The sequence below is a fragment of the uncultured Shimia sp. genome (assembly GCF_947493595.1).
Taxonomy (GTDB): Bacteria; Pseudomonadota; Alphaproteobacteria; order Rhodobacterales; family Rhodobacteraceae; genus Shimia.
In genome coordinates, this window is record NZ_CANLRL010000007.1 from 1 (window position 1) to 16756 (window position 16756).

The window sequence follows — 16756 nt, forward strand, 5'->3', positions numbered from 1 at the left end:
GATGGAGCAGCCCGGTAGCTCGTCAGGCTCATAACCTGAAGGTCGTAGGTTCAAATCCTACTCCCGCAACCAACACTAATTCGCCAATGATATCAGTGTCATCGCAAAGGGTCGAATGCCCTTTGGGGTCTTTTGGTGCGTCTGGGTCCGATAAGGCCAACAATCCCGCCAGTGCTCCCTCAAGTTCCAAGGTCAGCTTCCCCGACTCCTGATTGGGGTGGAGCACAATGCGATCAATCAGGCCACGCAAGGCCTCCTTGGAAGCTTCGAAATGATGGGTCTGATCCAAATTCCGCACTAAGGTTTGAAGACGCTGCTGATAGGTTGCCGCCATCCCCGGATGCAAGCGCAGTTTTGCGGGAGCCGGATCTTTTTGCAGCTCCTGTTCCAGTGTTTTGCGCCGCTCTTCCAGCGCATACATACGGTCTTTAACCTGATCTGCCGGGATTCCGGCCACGATGGCATCGACCAAGCGGCTGTGTTCACGTGTTGTCTTGGCGAGCTCTTGTTCAAGATCACTGCGACCAGCACTGGCTTCCGCGTTCAGGCGATTGCGTTCCTTGACGTATTCTTGGCAGAAGATGTCCAGGGCTTCCTCGTCCATCAACTGGTCAAGTCCGTTGAAGACCAGTGCCTCAAGGGCGTCCTGATGAATAGAGCTGCGGTTGTCACACACAGCAGCGCCCTTATTACGCGCCGTAGAGCAGCCAAAATGATCTCTGGAGATTTTGGAGTAGCCGCCGCCACAAGAGCCGCACTTGATCAGGCCCGAAAATAGGGTGCGCGGGCGCCGGCGGTCCCACGAGTTGGATTTAGTGCCTTTCACCTTCAAGGTGGATTGACGTTTTTTTGCGGCGTCCCAGAGGTCCTGCGGGATGATCCGGAGCCCAGGTACGTCCGTAATGACCCAGTCTTCAGTTGGGTTGAGGCGCGACGTGCGTTTGCCGGTGTCTGGATCTTTGACGTATTGCAGACGGTTCCAGATCTGCCGGCCAACATATAGCTCATTGTTCAAGATGCCCGTGCCACGTTCACGATTGCCGTGCAGGGTCGAAGCGCCCCACCCACGTCCAGAGGGGCCGGGGATGCGGTCTTCATTCAGGGCTTCGGCAATCTTCTTGGGGGATACCCCAGCGGCATAGTCTTCAAAGATGCGCAGGATGATCTTGGCTTCTGCCGGGTCAATCTTTCGATCCCCGCGCACGGGATCACCAGCTTCATCGAACTTCTGGACAACCTTGTAGCCATAGGCTTTGCCTCCCGCTGACTTTCCCTTCAGCGCGCGCCCTTTGAGGCCACGGTGAGTTTTTGTGGCGAGATCCTTGATGAAGAGCGCATTCATTGTGCCTTTGAGCCCAATGTGCATCTCGGAAATGCATCCTTCAGACAGGGTCTCAATCGCAATGTTTGAAAACATCAGACGTTGGAACAATTGGGCGATGTCAGCCTGGTTGCGTGACAACCTGTCAAGCGCTTCACTGATCACCACATCAAATGTGTTGGAGGACGCGTCTCGTTGCAGCTTCTGGATTCCTGAACGCATTAAGCTCGCGCCTGAAGTGGCCCGGTCAGTATACTCCCCCACAATCTGCAGGCCTTGTTGCTTAGCATAATCCTTACAAGACCGGATCAGATCTTCGATTGACGCGTCCCGTTGCATGTCTGTTGAAAAGCGCGCGTAGATCGCTGCCCGAAGTGGCTGGCTCATGAGGTCCCTCCCGCAGTTTGTTTTGGTCAACTCTGGTTGTGATCTTGTCTGGCCTTGTCACGTGCAAGTGCACGCAAGAGTTGATGAAAGTGTTCTTTCAACTGGGAGTCCGCATCTGGTTTTACAAGTGGGGGCGAATCCGAAGGCAGGGAAGCAACAGAAGGCGATCGGCGGTTTGCACCACCGTTTGCTGCCGTCTTGATGTTGGTCCGCTTGGCCAAGATGTCTGTCTCCAAAAAAATGCGCGACAAAGGATCTCTTGCCGCTTGGAGATGACGTATGCGGAAAATTTTAGGTCTGCATGGTTTAGTCAATCCTTTATGTGGATAACTCGAATTCTCGCAGGGTGGCCCAAGGCGTTCTGGAAGGCCTCAACTGGAAATCCGGACATCTCACGCAATCAGACAATTTGATCAGAAATAGGCTGACAGACAGGGGAGTGGAGAGGGGGCACGCCTTTCCTCAATCCAACAGACTGTTGGTCGCAGCGAAAAATCCGGAGGATTTGTGAGCGAGAAGGGGTCGAGGGGGTATCCCCATCGCGAACAGAGAAGTTGCAGATTGCCGGAGGAAAATTGCAACTTCTCTAGTGAGTACAGCGAGTTGCACATAGATGAATTAGGGGCGCGGTACTTTCTTAAGCCTGACTTAGACTCTGAGCACAGCAAGAAGCCCGTGAGACCACCATGACCAAACACCCCAGATTCGACAAGACGTCCTCGGAAACCGTTGGCGATGTGCAGCACCCGATTGTGTTGCGCTTTGCGAGGTTGAAGCCATCTCAGCTCTCCCGATTCCGGATGCATGACCTGAGAACTGGCGGCCATCTTGCGCACGTGGATCTCTCGACAAGTTCAGAAAACCGGATTGAGTTTGGTCCAGCTGACTGGATTGCGCGGTTCCAAAAAAGACTGATGAGGGTGGCTCGGTACAATCATCGGCAGGAACTGGCGGCTTTGGAGGCGCGTGGGCGGCGGAAGCAAATTGCGGATCGGCAGGCGGCAGGCCCGCTCAATCCGTGGCATGGCAGCACTGACGCACCACTGCGAGAAGGCATCCTCACAGTAAACAAAGACTATTTTGGCGGATCTGGTGCAGATGTCTGGAGTATCTCTCAGGTTGATTCATTCCGTGAGGCGGCCATGGCATTCCTGGAAGAGAACTTCGCGGGTGGTCAGCTGCTCTATGCCTCTTCGCATTCAGATGAGGAAGCCTTCCACATCCATTTTGTCACTGCGACCTGGTCTCGCAAAACGACAGCAAACCGAGGTCGACAGTATCTTCTCAAGGCTTCTGAAAACCCGCTTCTCAGGGACTACGAGCATGCCCAGAATTTAGCTGGAGAACACTTCAAGGAAATTGGGATAACCAGAGGCAAGCGGTCGGCAGAGGCGCGGCGTGAGGCGATTGCAGAGGGCAAGCGACCGGAGAAGAAACGGCGGCATGTGCCGCCTTCGGAATACAGAGAAATGGAGAGGGAGGTTGGGGCCGCCGAGGCGGCGGTTCTTACTGAGGCCGGCCGTGAAACGGCCGAGGTTACGTTGAAGGTGGCGCGCAAGCGCGTCTCAAAAGAGGAGCGCCGCCTGCGGCGGCGCAAAAGACAGGCAGAAAAGCTGCGCCAGAGCGCAGCAGAGGACCTGTCTGTATCTAAGAAAAAATCGGAGCAGATGCGGCAGAGGGCGCGGGCAAAAGCCGTTAGGGAGGCGGCGAGGCTAAGGGTCGAGCAGGAAGAGGCATTGGCGGAGGAACGCAGGGCGCACCAACGGGAGATGGAGCTGCGACAGCAGCAGGTGGATGCGGTCGTGGCAGAGGCAAAGGCCATTGTAGAGGAAGATAAGGCGCAGGCCATGCGGTTCCTGCAGCAAGCGGAAAAAGCTGTGGAGATAAGGGACGATGCGGTGACGCGGGCTAAGGAAGCCGAGGGGGTTGTCCAAGAGGCGGAGAAGGCCGTCGCACGTGCCAAGGCAGAAGAGCGGGCGGTGACGTCGAGGGTGGAAGCTCTGTTGGTCGGGATGGAAATGATAGCTGAAGGATGGGTGCGGTTTAGACCCAAGCGGAAGGACAAGCCGGCGGGAATCCGGTTTGGTGAAAATGCTCCACAGGATCAACATCAGAGGTCAGAAATTGATGCAACCATGACGTCCGGCGGCAGACTTCTCATGAGGTTGGCGCAGGTGGTGTATGAAACCGTCAGCAAGTTGCTGGCAGCTGAAAAGGCGCAGATCAAACACGATGCAGAGGAGGTGCAGCGCAAACGTGAGGAGCTGCAGATGGCTGAGGATCAAAGGCTCAAGGTGATTGTGGAAAGGTATGGACTTGGTGGGAGCAGCCAGTGAAGTGCAAGAAAGAAGCTCTGAGTAATATCGGCCTAAAACAGGGGCATATTGGACGCGCCAGTCATGGGTAAGTTACAGAAGCCCAGGCAAACCACCGATCCTAAGTTGGCCGGTTGTCTTCTAACCAACGCTGGAGGATACGACGAAGCATCTCAGGGCGGGTAGGGAGATCTGGCTCCAATTTGCGCGCCTCATCAAGTTCCCTGATTTGGTCCACATGCAGTCTGACATTGACTGCTTCTGTGTCGACTCTGGGGCGGCCCAGCTTAGCCATACAATTTTCCTCTTGACTTGTTGGCGCCATTAAATCATATAGGGCGTGTGATGCAAGAGCTGCAACTCCCGCACCACACTGACCACAACGATCTTACGAGGAGATCAATATGGCTGATATGCCCATTAACACAGCGGCAGCTGTGTCTGCACCCCTGAATCCATCTTTGCCCTGCGGGTCTCATGACGCCTTCGGCGTTGTCTTGGAACAACTGGAAGAAGCACTTTGGCTTGAGCAACTGGCATTTGGGGGATTTGGCGATCCGTCTATGTCTCAGGTTTATGAGGATGCCTCAAATGCTTGGACGCAATGCGAAACGTCTTTGCTTCAGTTCGTTGCGTCCCCGGATGCGCGCCCTTTGACCAAGGCGGCAGCCGATCTTCTATTGTCGGCCCTACTCGATGAAGGCAGATCAAAGGCGGACCTGTGGGGATATGTGGAAGAGGCACAAGAGCTTTCCTGTCTGGCAACTTTGGTCGGAAAACCGATCAGCACAAGGACGGTCACACAATTGCGCTGCGCCACCAAGCTCATTGGTGAACTGGTTGAGGCGGCAATGCGAGATGCAGCAACTTCCGACGTCGTTGAAAGGGTCTCTTTGACCGCCACCGCAGCTTAAATCCCGCACACCGCACAATGCTTTCCCGTCCGTTCATCGCGGGCGGGGTGGGGACGTGCGTCCAGATATTCTCAACGAGGAGTCATCACATTCAGCAAGAAAAATTTTAGATTTCCAGAAGGCAACCCAGGCTTCTCTATTGACGGTCAATTGGTGCCGGCCTTCGCAGGGGTAGTGAAGAAAGAGTGGCGCAAGGCCGCCTTGAAACATGGCTTTGAAATCCTCGGTCGAGCACTTGATCGATACTGGCTCGTGCTGAACTGCAAAGTTTGTAAGACTGTCCAACTGAAGCGTTTGAATGTGGTGCGCGATCACGCCCCCATTTGCCACCACTGCATCCACATTCGCCGTATATCTGAAGCCGAAGCGGCAGGGGCTGCGCTTTTGTCGGAGCCTTCCGGTGACCGCAAGTATGGTCTGTACAAGCTGACATGTGGGCACACCGTCAGACGTCAATACAGCCGCGTTCAAACCGCGGCAGCGGGTGGGTATAAGCTCGGCTGTGATGAATGCCGCGAAGCCCGATACGCACGCGAAGCGGAAGTCCATGGCTGGCGTCTCATAGGGCCCGCAAGCGATGGTCGGCTAGGATATCGCCAATATCAGCACTCAACCTGTGGTCATACGCAAGACGTGATGATTGGTAACATGGCTTGGGGCGACTGCAGTTGTGGCAAATGCGGACAAGGCTGGCCGTCTAAGCCTTCTTTTATCTATCTGTTCAAGATTGATCTGCCTGGCAATCCAGTGCTGAAACTTGGCTACAGCGCTCGGCCGCAAAAGCGGTTGAAACATCAACTCGGGCTGGATCGGGCGGTCAATGTAGAGGTGCCGCGAGTCCTGCCGATGCTGTCAGGCCATGATGCGCTGACTGAAGAAACAGCGTGTCACCGGTCCCTGCTGAAAGAACGGCCTGATTTGATCGTGCCCAAAGACGAGTTCGGCAGCGCAATCAATACCCAGTCAGAAATCTACAAGCTTGAAGCCAGCGAAATCATCAATGGCTTGTTGGATCGCATTGAGCAGCGAAATCCATCTGATCGCATCTAGCTCAGTTTGATCCGCCTTGTTCTCAAAACAACTCTGACGAATCCCATTCTAGGAAACGCATATGTCCCAAACCAGTTCCCACAATACATCCGAAATCCAGAACCATACAGTACCAGACTCTCCGGCTTTTGTTATGCGACGCTTGCTCGGCACAATCATGCAGCGATTTGCCAACGCACGTGATCCCGAGTTCGTAAAGAAAGACACCCAAGGTTACGACTTGGTTGAAGACTCTATCGACTATGTAGATGTCACCGACGATGATCCTGCGCCCAAAAAAGTCTATCTGGGTACGCCGAAATCAGAAAGCTTGACGCAGGCGGAAATCCTAGCCGCAATCGAATCTGGGATTGACCCCTTTGCCTCTGATGTGAATGGCGAACCAGATCGTCAATTTTTGCACCCACCATTTACAGATCTTCTTGTGGGGGCACGAATTGCCGATTGGATCACTTCTACAGGACAGTTTGAGAGCTTGGTTGCTGATGACGCGTTTTATGTTGTCGTCGAAGCTGATGAGCAATTCCGCAATGTGTATGAGGCATCATTAGAAGCCGTTTGTATGCTTTCTGCACAACTATTTTTGGCGCAAAGAGACGACTTTGACGGATTCGAAATATGCGTGAAAGACTGCGACTGGCAGCGATTACAGTCGAGCAGAAAATCCACGTTAAAGGAGCCGGGTTGGCGCTACAAACGGTATGGTTTTGAGAAATCAGTTCGGGCGGCGCTGGTCGAAAACGTGCCCGTTGTCGCAGTCGTCAAAACCTCGAATGACATTCCAGAAGACTTGCGGGTCTTTCAACCTGTTGAGTTGGAGCTTCCGGCTTTGTCGCGAGAAATGCTCGTTGAAATCTTACGTGTAACGCATACTTCCACAGGCCACCTGGCCGAATAGGCCATTTTGGCGCTGTTGCCCGGTGAGGAACAGTTGGCAAGTCTGTCAATAGCAGCATTTGAACGTGCATTCTGCGCGCCAACCACTTTGCAAGTAGCGAAACGGCTACAGGACTACGCCTCCAACCTTGAGGAAATGCCCTTGGCGCCAGTGGAGAATGCATCGACGGGCAAAACCTTGGATGACATGTACCTCAGCGATGACGTGCGGCGGTTATGCAAGCAAATGCTTGCGGATTTGAAAGCGCATCAAGGGGGCATGATCGATTGGGCTGAAGTCCCGTCATCGCTGTTTCTGTCGGGGCCTCCGGGTAACGGAAAGACTATGCTGGCCGAAGCGCTGGCGGGGTCGGCCGGAGTGAAACTCTTCACCACAAGCTACGGCGACTGCCAAAAACATGGTCACCAAGGCGATTTCCTGAAATCCTTGGCGGCGAAAGTCGAATGGGCAATCAAACACACACCTTGTGTCTTGTTCATCGACGAGTTTGACAGCTTCAATCATCGAAACAAACGCGACCGCAATTCTGACTATATCGTAGGTATTGTGAATACTCTGCTCGAGCATTTGACACGTCTTAACGAGACACCCGGTTTGCTTTTGGTTGCAGCAGCGAACCACAAAGACATGATCGACCCAGCTCTGCTACGGCCCGGACGATTTGATTTGCATGCGACGATCGACAAGCCCACCAAAGAAGGCGTCCGCAAGCTTTTGGAGATGGCGCTGGCGATGGATTTGCCGGACGGGCTTGTGGGCGATCTGGTGAACGGGTTGTTTGGGCCATCCGGCGCGGAAGTCGCTGGCTTCGTCCGCCAAGCAAAAGCTGCTGCGCGGGCAACAGGAGCGAAACTCCAGGAACAGCATTTGCGCGACACATTGCCAAAAGTGACGAACCCGTTTGCCGATCCAGATCTCAATCGCATTGCCGTTCACGAAGCCGGGCATGTGATCGTGGCACGCCACTTGAAGCGGCCGCTTCCGGATGTGGTGCGGCTCACCAACTCAGGCGGACATGTTGCGTCACCGCGGGCAAGAATTGCGGCTTTGGAAAACACGCTTGATGACGTTGCTATTGACCTTGCTGGACGAGCTGCGGAAGAGGCGATGTTCGGAAATGTCTCCGCCGGCGCCGCGGAAGATCTGCTCTATGCCACGGAAATGCTATTTGCCGCCCGGAACCATTGGGGGCTTTATGATGACCAGCTTGTTGTGCTGCCAGCAGATGTCGGTCGACCAGTCGAGACTGAGGCGAGAGTGAACGCGCAAATCGATGCAGAGCTTCAGGCGCAATATCAGCGTGCCTTTGAAATCGTGTCGGTGAAGCTGGATCCCCTGGTATTGCTTGCTGGTGTGCTGTTGGAGAAACGGGAAATGGATCGGGCAGCGCTGAAAGCCTTCTTTGAGGGCGGCATTAGTGGAATGGTAGGGCAACTGTCGGATGGCAAAACGGAGACTGGCGTTCATCCGAAGGATCTTGCGGAATGAACGGTGGATGGAGGCAGTTCCTATTTGTGTCATTTGAGGCCAGCTCTTTGAGTTCGGAAAGCTGGCCAATTGAAGTTGGGATCGCTCGCCTTTATGGCGATAGGGTTATGCAGGCGTCTTGCCTCATTCGACCTCGCAAGGCGTGGCCGTGGGATGACTGGAGTTTTGAGAGGCAGCGCCTTCATGGCATCAGATTGAAGGCATTGCGTTCTGCACGGCCTGCAGCTGAGGTTGCGGATTGGCTTGAGAGAGAACTGGTCGGGCGAAAATTGGTGTGCGGCAATGCGTTTTTTGACCAGTGGTGGCTGGATCAGTTGGTAGGCGCTTTGTCGCCGCACATTTTGGAATTTGAGCAAGCAGCGGATTGGGCTTTTGGGGCAAAAGGAGTTTTGGTGCCCAATCGGTTGAGCTGTGTCCAGCGGAGCTTATCCCGACAGGCTATGCGGTATCGCGTCGGCGAAGATGCTGCCCGGTTGTGTAGGGCCTGGAGGGCTGGGCTTCTTGGTGACAATGGAGTTCTCCGGAGTGGAAACCAGCCTACAGAATTGCCTCCGTCTCTCAAAGCCGCCCCCCAAAAAACGCGAGCAGAAATATGAAAAATTGGTACACGGCAGATTGTCACTTTGGCCACGGTAACGTCATCAAGTTTTGCGGTAGGCCGTTTGAGACGGTTGACGAGATGGATGCAGCAATCATTGAGAACATGTGGAAAGTGGTTGGTCCGGAAGACCGCCTCTTCATACTCGGCGATTTTGCGTTCGGCGCACGGACCAAAGAACGGGCCTTTTTGGAGCACATGTTTGCGCAGCTGCCAGGGGCGGAGCGCCACTTGGTGGTTGGCAATCACGACCAGAAGCAGACGCTTGAGTTGCCATGGGACACGGTATCGCAAGTGTCGGAAGTGCGGGACGGGCCGCATCAGCAGCGCAATACGTTGTGCCATTACCCACTTATCACATGGAACCATGCTCGCCGGGGAGCGCTCCAGATGTTTGGTCATGTGCATGGCAATTGGCTCGGATCGCGGAACTCAGTGAACGTTGGTGTTGATGTTTGGGATTTTGCACCGGTTGATTTTGACGCCGTACAAAGGCGTGCGTCTACCTTGCCGCCTAACAAACATTGGCATGATGTGGAGCCGGGGGCGGATCTGGAATAGCGGGGAGGAATTTGTCTGTGGCGGGCACGTCTATCCCAATTTGGTAGAGGCAAGACGGCGATAAATTGCGCATCTTGCTGGATGGCTGGGACCTGGTTGTTTGGGAACTTCGGCCAAATGCAGGCATAACAATTTGGTGCGGTGAAGGTCCGCTTTTCGTTCGAAGAACCCCGCGGTTTCGATAGTGATGGCAGCAGGCTATCGTGGCATTAGAACCCGTACAGCTGTGCCGGGGTGTCCACAAAGATTTGCTGAATGGTTTTTGTTTTGCCTGTCCAGGCCATTGCCAAGTCAAGCAAATGCACGTCGTCGGGATAGGCTTCAGCGGTCGTGGCCATATTGTGGGGCCAGTTGCTGCCCCAGATGATGCGATCAGGGGCGTGGTGGATCAATGCCTGGGAAAGTGCGGCCACGTCGTCGTAGCCGGGATAGCCGTTGCGTGACGTTTCATAACACGCGGCCATTTTCACATAGCAGTTGCCGCGATCGATCAATGGCCGCAAATATAGGTCATTTCACCTATCCAACGCACAATTGGAAACTGTGATACTACACTACCACGTTGAACCCGCATTCGCCGTTCCACCTAACCGATCTCCGACATCTCGACAGATCGCTTTTCTTGGATGGATGTTTGCGCCGCGATCCCCATCAGGACAGCCATTTTCCCGTCGGTCAGGCTCACCTGGGGTGTGGACCGCTCGCCGCGTACCAATTCCAGGAAATACTTGTGTTGGTAAAAGGTTGAGCCATTGTGGTCGCCTGCATCGAGGATGTCCGGATCCACAGGGATTTCCTTTTCAATCGGCCCTTTGGGCGCACGCGGAGACAGGATGAGTTTGGGGGTAGGCGCAGCGCCAAGGTGCGCGGGCCAGAAGCGGCCCGGCCCTGGAACCAGCGCTTCGATTTTACCTTTCGAACCGACGGCCGCGATTTCTTCCTGATATTCGGCGCCTTCGGCAAACATGCACAGTTCCAGCATCGCACGGGCGCCGTTTGCGAAATCGACGATGACGTATCCATTGTCGAGAATGTCCGGCACTCGCCCGTCATAGTTTTCGTCCAGATGGTTTGCGTCCTGTCCCCCCGAGGCCATCACGCGCACCGGCTCCGATCCAAGCGTCAGGCGCATGAGGTCAAAGAAGTGGCAGCATTTTTCCACAAAGGTGCCACCGGATTTGGCGTTGAAGCGGTTCCAGTCATCGACCTTTTCCAGAAAGGGAAAGCGGTGTTCACGGATGGTCAGCATTTTGATGCCGCCGGTGACATCTGCTGCGTTTTCCAGGAATGCCGCGACCGGCGGCATATAGCGGTACTCCATCGCGACCCAGGCCGGGGCGGGATAGCTGGCGATGAATTCGTCGATTTCGGACAGGTCCTGCGGATCCGTGTACAACGGTTTCTCGACAAGGATGGGCAAAGGACGGAGCCGGGCAATCTCTTGCAGTTGCGCGACATGGCAAAAATTCGGGCTGGCGATCAGCAGGCAGTCCAGCGTGTCCACGGCCAGCAGCTCTTCCAGGCTGTCGACAAACTGCGCATCGGGCGCGAAACGAGCGCTCTCCGTGCGCATTTGGGCGTTGGGTTCGAAGATGGCCCCAACTTCCGTGTTCGGAAGGAGTGCAATGTTGCGCAGATGCTCTTGTCCCATCATGCCGCAGCCGATGATCCCGTAGGTGGTGGGTTTCGTCATATTGCCTCCTAAGTCAGGCGTTGGATGTAGATTGAGTGTTCCGGGTCAAACCACGTGCGTGAAAACTCTACTGGCAAGGGGGCTTGTGACCAACTCAGGCGTTCTATGTAGCCAGAAATTTCCCCCGGCGTTTGGCCGAAGGCCTCTGGCGCCCAGTCCGGCACGTGCCCGATGGAGACGCGGTCTTCGGCGCGCCGGATCCAGAAACCGAGCTGTTTCTGATAATAGTGGTACAGCGACTCCGAAAGTTTGGCCGGGTCCACTTTGCCCGCGTCGCCGTCCAACCAGATTTCTTCGACGGCGATCACAACCTCGTCCAGATAGCGCAACCTGCGAATCCGTGTGCCGTGATTCGACGTGCCAAAGGCTGGCAGGTCGGACGGCTTCTCCATGTCATGCACCGAGAGGATGTCCGCAGTGGGCAATCCGCCACCCTCGGGCAACTCCAATCGGAACATGGAGTAGACGCTGCGCCCGCTTTGGGTGGCGCGCACGTAGTTGCCGGATCCCTGAACCCGCTCCAGCATACCTTGCTTCTCCAGTTCGGCAAGGGATTTGCGCAGTGTACGCACGGTGGTTCCGTATTGCTTGGCCAGCTCGCGCTCAGGCGGCAAGCGCTCTCCGTCCACCAGACGGCCAGCCGCGATCTCTCGGATCAGGGTTTCGCTGATCTGCAAATAGAGCGGCAGGGCCGAACTGGAGAGGTCTGGATTTGACATAGATCATCCCGAAAATTGATACACCATTGATCTACATCAAATCGCGGTTTATTCAAGGGGTAAGGAAAACGAGATTTTGGGAGGAACTCGATGACCGTCGTGCCGGTGACATCTGCGGATTTGGATGCAGTAGAAGTGTCGTGGTTTGCCGCGCTGTGTTCAGACGATTACCAGTTCCTTGGCGTGCCAGATGGCGATCTGCGGTCGTCCTGGGCGCATTGCTCCAACATCGTGAAAGAAGCGGAAGCGCAAGGCTTTCGCAACATTCTGTGCCCGTCTTCTTATCAGGTAGGCCAGGACACGCTCAGCTTCGTGGCGGGTTGCGCTCCGATTACCAGCAAGATCAACATGCTGGCCGCCGTGCGCTGTGGAGAGATGCAGCCGATCATGCTGGCGCGTACGCTGGCGACGTTGGACCACATGTTGGAAGGTCGGCTGACAGTGAACATCATCTCGTCCGACTTTCCTGGTGAAAAGGCCGAGAGCAGCTATCGCTATCAGCGCTCGCGAGAAGTTGTCGAGATTCTCAAACAGGCCTGGACCCAGGGTGAGATCAACCACAAAGGTGAGGTCTACAACTTCCAGAGCCTGACAGCTGATCCTGTGGTTCCGTATCAGACCGGTGGGCCATTGCTGTATTTTGGTGGCTATTCGCCGGATGCATTGGAACTCTGCGGGCAGCATTGCGATGTGTATCTGATGTGGCCGGAGAAGATGGATGAGTTGGCCGGGCGTATGAAGGCAGTGAACGCGGAGGCGGAACGCTATGGCCGGACACTCGATTACGGCTTGCGCGTGCATGTGATTGTCCGCGACACCGAGGCTGAAGCACGTGAATATGCGGACTACATTGTGTCTAAGCTTGATGACGAGCAGGGGCGCGCCATCCGGGAGCGTGCGCTGGACGCGAAATCTCTGGGTGTGTCGCATCAGGCGAAGAACCGCGATGTGGCCGACGACGATGGCTTTATCGAACCACATCTCTGGACCGGCGTGGGCCGGGCGCGATCTGGCTGTGGCGCGGCACTGGTCGGGTCGACCGATCAGGTTTTGTCCAAGCTTGAGGCCTATAAGAAGATGGGGATGCGGGCTTTCGTTTTGTCTGGCTACCCGCATGTGGATGAGGCCAAGCATTTTGGCGCCCGCGTGATGCCCCACCTCAACACTGTATCGCTGCCACATGCCTATGGGCGCGTGCCAGCATCTACGCCGCAAACCCCCCTTGGTATCGGAGAACGTCGCTGATGAACCGCGTCGAGATCGCAAACGGGCTGACTTTCAGCCGTCTGGTGTATGGCATGTGGCGCGTGGCCGATGATGCGGATACGTCGCCAGAATACGTAGAGGCAAAAATCCAAGCCTGTTTGGATCAAGGGATCACGACCATTGATCAGGCGGACATCTATGGCGACTACGGCGCCGAGGCGGTGCTTGGCGGGGCGCTAAAAGCCAACCCGGCGTTGCGCAATCAGATCGAGATTGTGACAAAGTGCGATATCGTCGCGCCCATCGGGATTTATGCCGACAAGCCGGTCAAATACTACGACACGTCGCGCGCCCACATCGAAGCCTCGCTGAACCGGTCTTTGCGTGAAATGGGTGTGGATCACGTGGATCTTCTGTTGATCCACCGACCCGATCCTTTGATGGATCACAATGAAACCGGGGCAGTTCTGGATGATCTTGTGGCGTCAGGCAAGGCGCGCGCCGTCGGCGTCTCCAATTTCCGTCCATGGAACTGGAAGCTTTTGCAGTCTGCGATGAAGACGCCGCTTGCCACCAACCAAATCGAGATATCATTGGCGGAACTGTCTCCTTTCACAAATGGGGATTTGGCCTTCCATCAACAGCATGATCAGCCTGTCATGGCATGGTCGCCGCTTGGTGGCGGCAGCCTGATGACCGGAACAAGGGATGTAGCGGACCGTTTGGATCGTATCGCGGCAGAGCAGGGCGTGGATCGCGCGGCTGTGGCCGTGGCGTTCCTTTTGCGCCATCCGGCCCGTATCCTGCCGGTTTTGGGCACCAACAACCTTGATCGTATCAAGATGATTTCGGACGCGGAGAAGGTCACACTGGACCGCGAAACCTGGTTCTCTCTCTACGAAGCCGCGCTCGGCAAGGAGGTCCCATGATGTCTGCTCACACTGTCGGGGGAAAGTTTAGCTTTGTGCCCGACCCGAACAACACACGGCTCTTGCGTGACGCGTTTGGGCGGTTTGCCACCGGTGTGACCATTGTCACGGCGGCCTCGGAAAACGGTCCGGTGGCCATCACCGCCAACAGTTTTTCCTCGGTGTCATTGACCCCGCCTCTGGTGCTGTGGTCCCCTGACAAGAACTCACGCCGGTTTCCGCATTTTGAACGCGCAGCGCACTATGCGATCCATGTTCTGTCCGCTGAACAGGATGAGCTTTGCTGGACGGTGGCCAAAGATGCCTTTGGCTTGGCGGACGTAGAACATCAGGTGAATGACTGGGGCGTGCCTATTTTGGACAATTGCCTTGCACGGTTCGAATGCACTCGGTCCGCGATTTACGAAGGCGGCGATCACGCGATTGTTCTGGGACATGTTGATCACGCGACCATGCGCGAAGACGGAGATGCGCTGACTTTCTACAAGGGCCAAATGGGCCAGATTGCCGCTGTAAAACAATAAGATCGGCGACCTGCATTCTGAAGAGGACAGAATGCTAAACGGGAGGAGAAGAACACGATGAAGGCAGTCTTTGCTGTCTTGAATCTGTTGCGTTCACTGAATTCCGGACTGTTGACAGTCGGGCGTTGTCTGGGCGTGTTCGCCATAGGCGTGATGGTCGCGGCGATCCTGATCCAAGTTTTCTTTCGTTACGTTCTGGGCAGTGCATTGCCCTGGCCCGACGAAGCCGCCCGTTTCTTTATGCTGTGGATGACAGGTCTGATGGCGCCCACGGCTTTCCGAAATGGCGGCTTTGTGGCGATTGACTTCATTGATGCGGTTATCAAAGGCAAGGCAATGCATCTCCTGCAGTTTGTCTTGTTGTTGATCAGCCTGACGGTGCTGATCGTCGGGGTGCAGATTGGCTACAAAGAGGTCACCGGGCTTGGTGGGCGTTTCACCACCGCGTCTTTGTATCTGCCGACTTCTCTGACGTTTGACGGTTGGTACCGAATACCACGCAGTTGGATGATGCTGTCCCTTCTGGTGGGCATCGTGCTTCTGATCTTAGTGAACATCGAGCTGTTGCTGGAGCGCTTTGTGCGCCTGTTGGGCATGGGCGACCGTTTGCCCACGCGTTCAGGCCTCCCCGTCGGAGGGACTGAGTAATGCTGATCTGGTTTCTTCCACTGTTTTTGTTCCTTCTTCTGGTTGGTCTGCCAGTGTTTTTCTGCCTTCTGGCTGCGCCGGGGGCGTTGCTTTGGTTAAACGGACAAGAACGTGACATCACGTTGCTGTACCGGAATCTCTATAACGGTATGGACAGCTTCCCCTTGATGGCCATTCCGTTTTTCATGTTGGCTGGCGAGCTGATGAACCGGGGTGGGATCACAGTCCGGTTGGTCGAGTTCTCGCAAGCCTTGATGGGGCATCTGCGGGGCGGGCTCGCACAGGTGAACATCCTATCGTCGATCCTGTTTGCAGGGCTGTCTGGTTCGGCGGTGGCGGACACCTCCGCGCTTGGCTCCATGCTGATCCCGGCGATGGAGCGTGAAGGCTACACCCGCAAATTTGCCGCAGCTGTGACCGCAGCCAGTTCTGTCATCGGCCCAATCATTCCGCCTTCGGGCATCATGATCATCTACGCCTATGTAATGGGCGAAAGCGTCGCCGCGTTGTTCCTTGCTGGCATTGTACCTGGCATTCTGGTGGGTGTTGGCCTGATGGTGATGGTCCGCGTCATGGCCGACAAATATGATCTGCCCGCGGCGCGCCGTGTCACGTTTGAGAACGTTGAGATTGGCGGTTTGGAAAGTTGGGTATCCTTTGTGCTGGTGCGGCTGAACCTCGGGCTTTTGCTGGCGCAGTTTGCCCCGGCGGCTGACACAACCCTGTCCAAATGGCTGACCTTCCTAGGCGCGGTGCTTCTGGCGCATGGATTGATGCTGGGGCTACGCCGAGTGGTCAGCCCCGAGTTCCGCATTGTCTGCAAGCGCGCCGTGGTGCCACTGCAGACACCTATCCTGATCCTGGGCGGTATATTGGCCGGTGTGTTCACGCCAACCGAGGCCGCTGCGGTTGCAGTTGCCTATGCGCTGTTGGTTGGGTTTCTGGTGCTGCGGACCATGAAGTTGAAAGACTTGCCGGAGGTTTTCACCCGTGCCGGGATCACGTCCGCTGTGGTGCTGCTGTTGGTGGGGGCGGCCATGTCGTTCAAAACAGTAGTTAGCCTCAGCCATGCACCGGAAATTCTGGCCGAGTTCATTCTGACCCTGTCGGAAAATCCTCTGATCTTGCTGTTCCTGATCAATCTACTGCTGTTCGTAGTGGGCATGTTTCTGGACGCAGGCCCTGCGATCATCATCCTTGGCCCCATTTTGGGACCTGTCTTTGAAGGGCTGGGGGTCGAGTCCATCCACTTTGCTATCATCATGTGTGTGAACCTGACCGTGGGCTTGGCCACGCCCCCCATGGGGCTAGTACTCTTTGTCGCCGCGTCCGTTTCACATGAACGGGTGACAACAATCGCCAAAGCAATTCTGCCATTTCTTGCAATTGAGGTCGCCGTGATCTTCTTGATCACTTTTGTGCCTGAAATTTCTCTGACCATTCCGAAGCTAACGGGGTTCTTGAACTGACACCAAAAAAACGACGTGCAACAGGAGGAAACACGC

At 55.5% G+C, this 16756-nt stretch carries 15 protein-coding genes; 11 read left to right on the top strand and 4 right to left on the bottom strand.

Going from position 1 to position 16756, the window contains the following annotated elements:
* Window positions 1–28: 28 nt before the first annotated feature.
* Complete coding sequence (locus Q0955_RS15445; RefSeq protein ID WP_299425803.1) at window positions 29–1708, bottom strand: recombinase family protein; 1680 nt, start codon at window positions 1706–1708, stop codon at window positions 29–31.
* 686 nt (window positions 1709–2394) lie between these two features.
* On the opposite strand from Q0955_RS15445, the gene Q0955_RS15450 reads away from it, so the two are divergent.
* The 6 genes from Q0955_RS15450 to Q0955_RS15475 all read left to right on the top strand — a co-directional run bounded on the left by Q0955_RS15450 (window position 2395) and on the right by Q0955_RS15475 (window position 9532).
* Entirely contained in the window at window positions 2395–4044 is a 1650-nt protein-coding gene (locus Q0955_RS15450; protein WP_299425806.1) for a hypothetical protein, read from the top strand.
* 383 nt (window positions 4045–4427) lie between these two features.
* Window positions 4428–4937, top strand: coding sequence for a hypothetical protein (locus Q0955_RS15455; RefSeq protein ID WP_299425808.1), 510 nt, complete (start codon window positions 4428–4430; stop codon window positions 4935–4937).
* A 174-nt stretch (window positions 4938–5111) separates the two neighbouring features.
* Window positions 5112–5987, top strand: coding sequence for a hypothetical protein (locus Q0955_RS15460; protein WP_299425811.1), 876 nt, complete (start codon window positions 5112–5114; stop codon window positions 5985–5987).
* Window positions 5988–6048: 61 nt separating this feature from the next.
* Window positions 6049–6885, top strand: a complete 837-nt coding sequence (locus Q0955_RS15465; protein ID WP_299425814.1) for a hypothetical protein — start codon at window positions 6049–6051, stop codon at window positions 6883–6885.
* An 87-nt stretch (window positions 6886–6972) separates the two neighbouring features.
* Window positions 6973–8373, top strand: a complete 1401-nt coding sequence (locus Q0955_RS15470; protein WP_299425816.1) for an AAA family ATPase — start codon at window positions 6973–6975, stop codon at window positions 8371–8373.
* A gap of 592 nt (window positions 8374–8965) precedes the next feature.
* Window positions 8966–9532 (top strand): metallophosphoesterase, encoded by a 567-nt coding sequence (locus Q0955_RS15475; protein ID WP_299425818.1) that lies wholly within the window; start codon window positions 8966–8968, stop codon window positions 9530–9532.
* Between the two features lie 209 nt (window positions 9533–9741).
* Here Q0955_RS15475 and Q0955_RS15480 read toward each other — a convergent pair whose 3' ends face one another.
* From Q0955_RS15480 to Q0955_RS15490, 3 genes are all read right to left on the bottom strand, one after another.
* A complete protein-coding gene (locus tag Q0955_RS15480) occupies window positions 9742–10035 on the bottom strand; it encodes an amidohydrolase family protein (RefSeq protein WP_299425820.1) in 294 nt (97 codons plus the stop codon).
* An 83-nt stretch (window positions 10036–10118) separates the two neighbouring features.
* Window positions 10119–11225 (bottom strand): Gfo/Idh/MocA family oxidoreductase, encoded by a 1107-nt coding sequence (locus tag Q0955_RS15485; RefSeq protein ID WP_299425823.1) that lies wholly within the window; start codon window positions 11223–11225, stop codon window positions 10119–10121.
* 8 nt (window positions 11226–11233) lie between these two features.
* Window positions 11234–11944: a GntR family transcriptional regulator gene (locus Q0955_RS15490; protein WP_299425825.1), complete on the bottom strand. Its 711-nt coding sequence runs from the start codon at window positions 11942–11944 to the stop codon at window positions 11234–11236.
* A gap of 90 nt (window positions 11945–12034) precedes the next feature.
* Between Q0955_RS15490 and Q0955_RS15495 the strand changes: the two genes are divergently transcribed.
* The 5 genes from Q0955_RS15495 to Q0955_RS15515 are packed head-to-tail and all read left to right on the top strand — an operon-like array spanning window position 12035 to window position 16720.
* The gene (locus tag Q0955_RS15495; RefSeq protein ID WP_164643103.1) at window positions 12035–13189 is read left to right on the top strand and encodes an LLM class flavin-dependent oxidoreductase; all 1155 of its coding nucleotides are present in this window, start codon (window positions 12035–12037) and stop codon (window positions 13187–13189) included.
* Window positions 13189–14079, top strand: a complete 891-nt coding sequence (locus Q0955_RS15500; protein WP_299425831.1) for an aldo/keto reductase — start codon at window positions 13189–13191, stop codon at window positions 14077–14079. The genes Q0955_RS15495 and Q0955_RS15500 overlap by 1 nt, the downstream gene beginning before the upstream one ends.
* Window positions 14079–14603: a flavin reductase family protein gene (locus Q0955_RS15505; RefSeq protein ID WP_299425834.1), complete on the top strand. Its 525-nt coding sequence runs from the start codon at window positions 14079–14081 to the stop codon at window positions 14601–14603. The genes Q0955_RS15500 and Q0955_RS15505 overlap by 1 nt, the downstream gene beginning before the upstream one ends.
* A gap of 57 nt (window positions 14604–14660) precedes the next feature.
* Window positions 14661–15251 (top strand): TRAP transporter small permease subunit, encoded by a 591-nt coding sequence (locus tag Q0955_RS15510; RefSeq protein ID WP_299425837.1) that lies wholly within the window; start codon window positions 14661–14663, stop codon window positions 15249–15251.
* Window positions 15251–16720, top strand: coding sequence for a TRAP transporter large permease (locus tag Q0955_RS15515; RefSeq protein ID WP_299425840.1), 1470 nt, complete (start codon window positions 15251–15253; stop codon window positions 16718–16720). Before Q0955_RS15510 ends, Q0955_RS15515 begins: the two co-directional genes overlap by 1 nt.
* The last annotated feature ends 36 nt before the right edge of the window (window positions 16721–16756 follow it).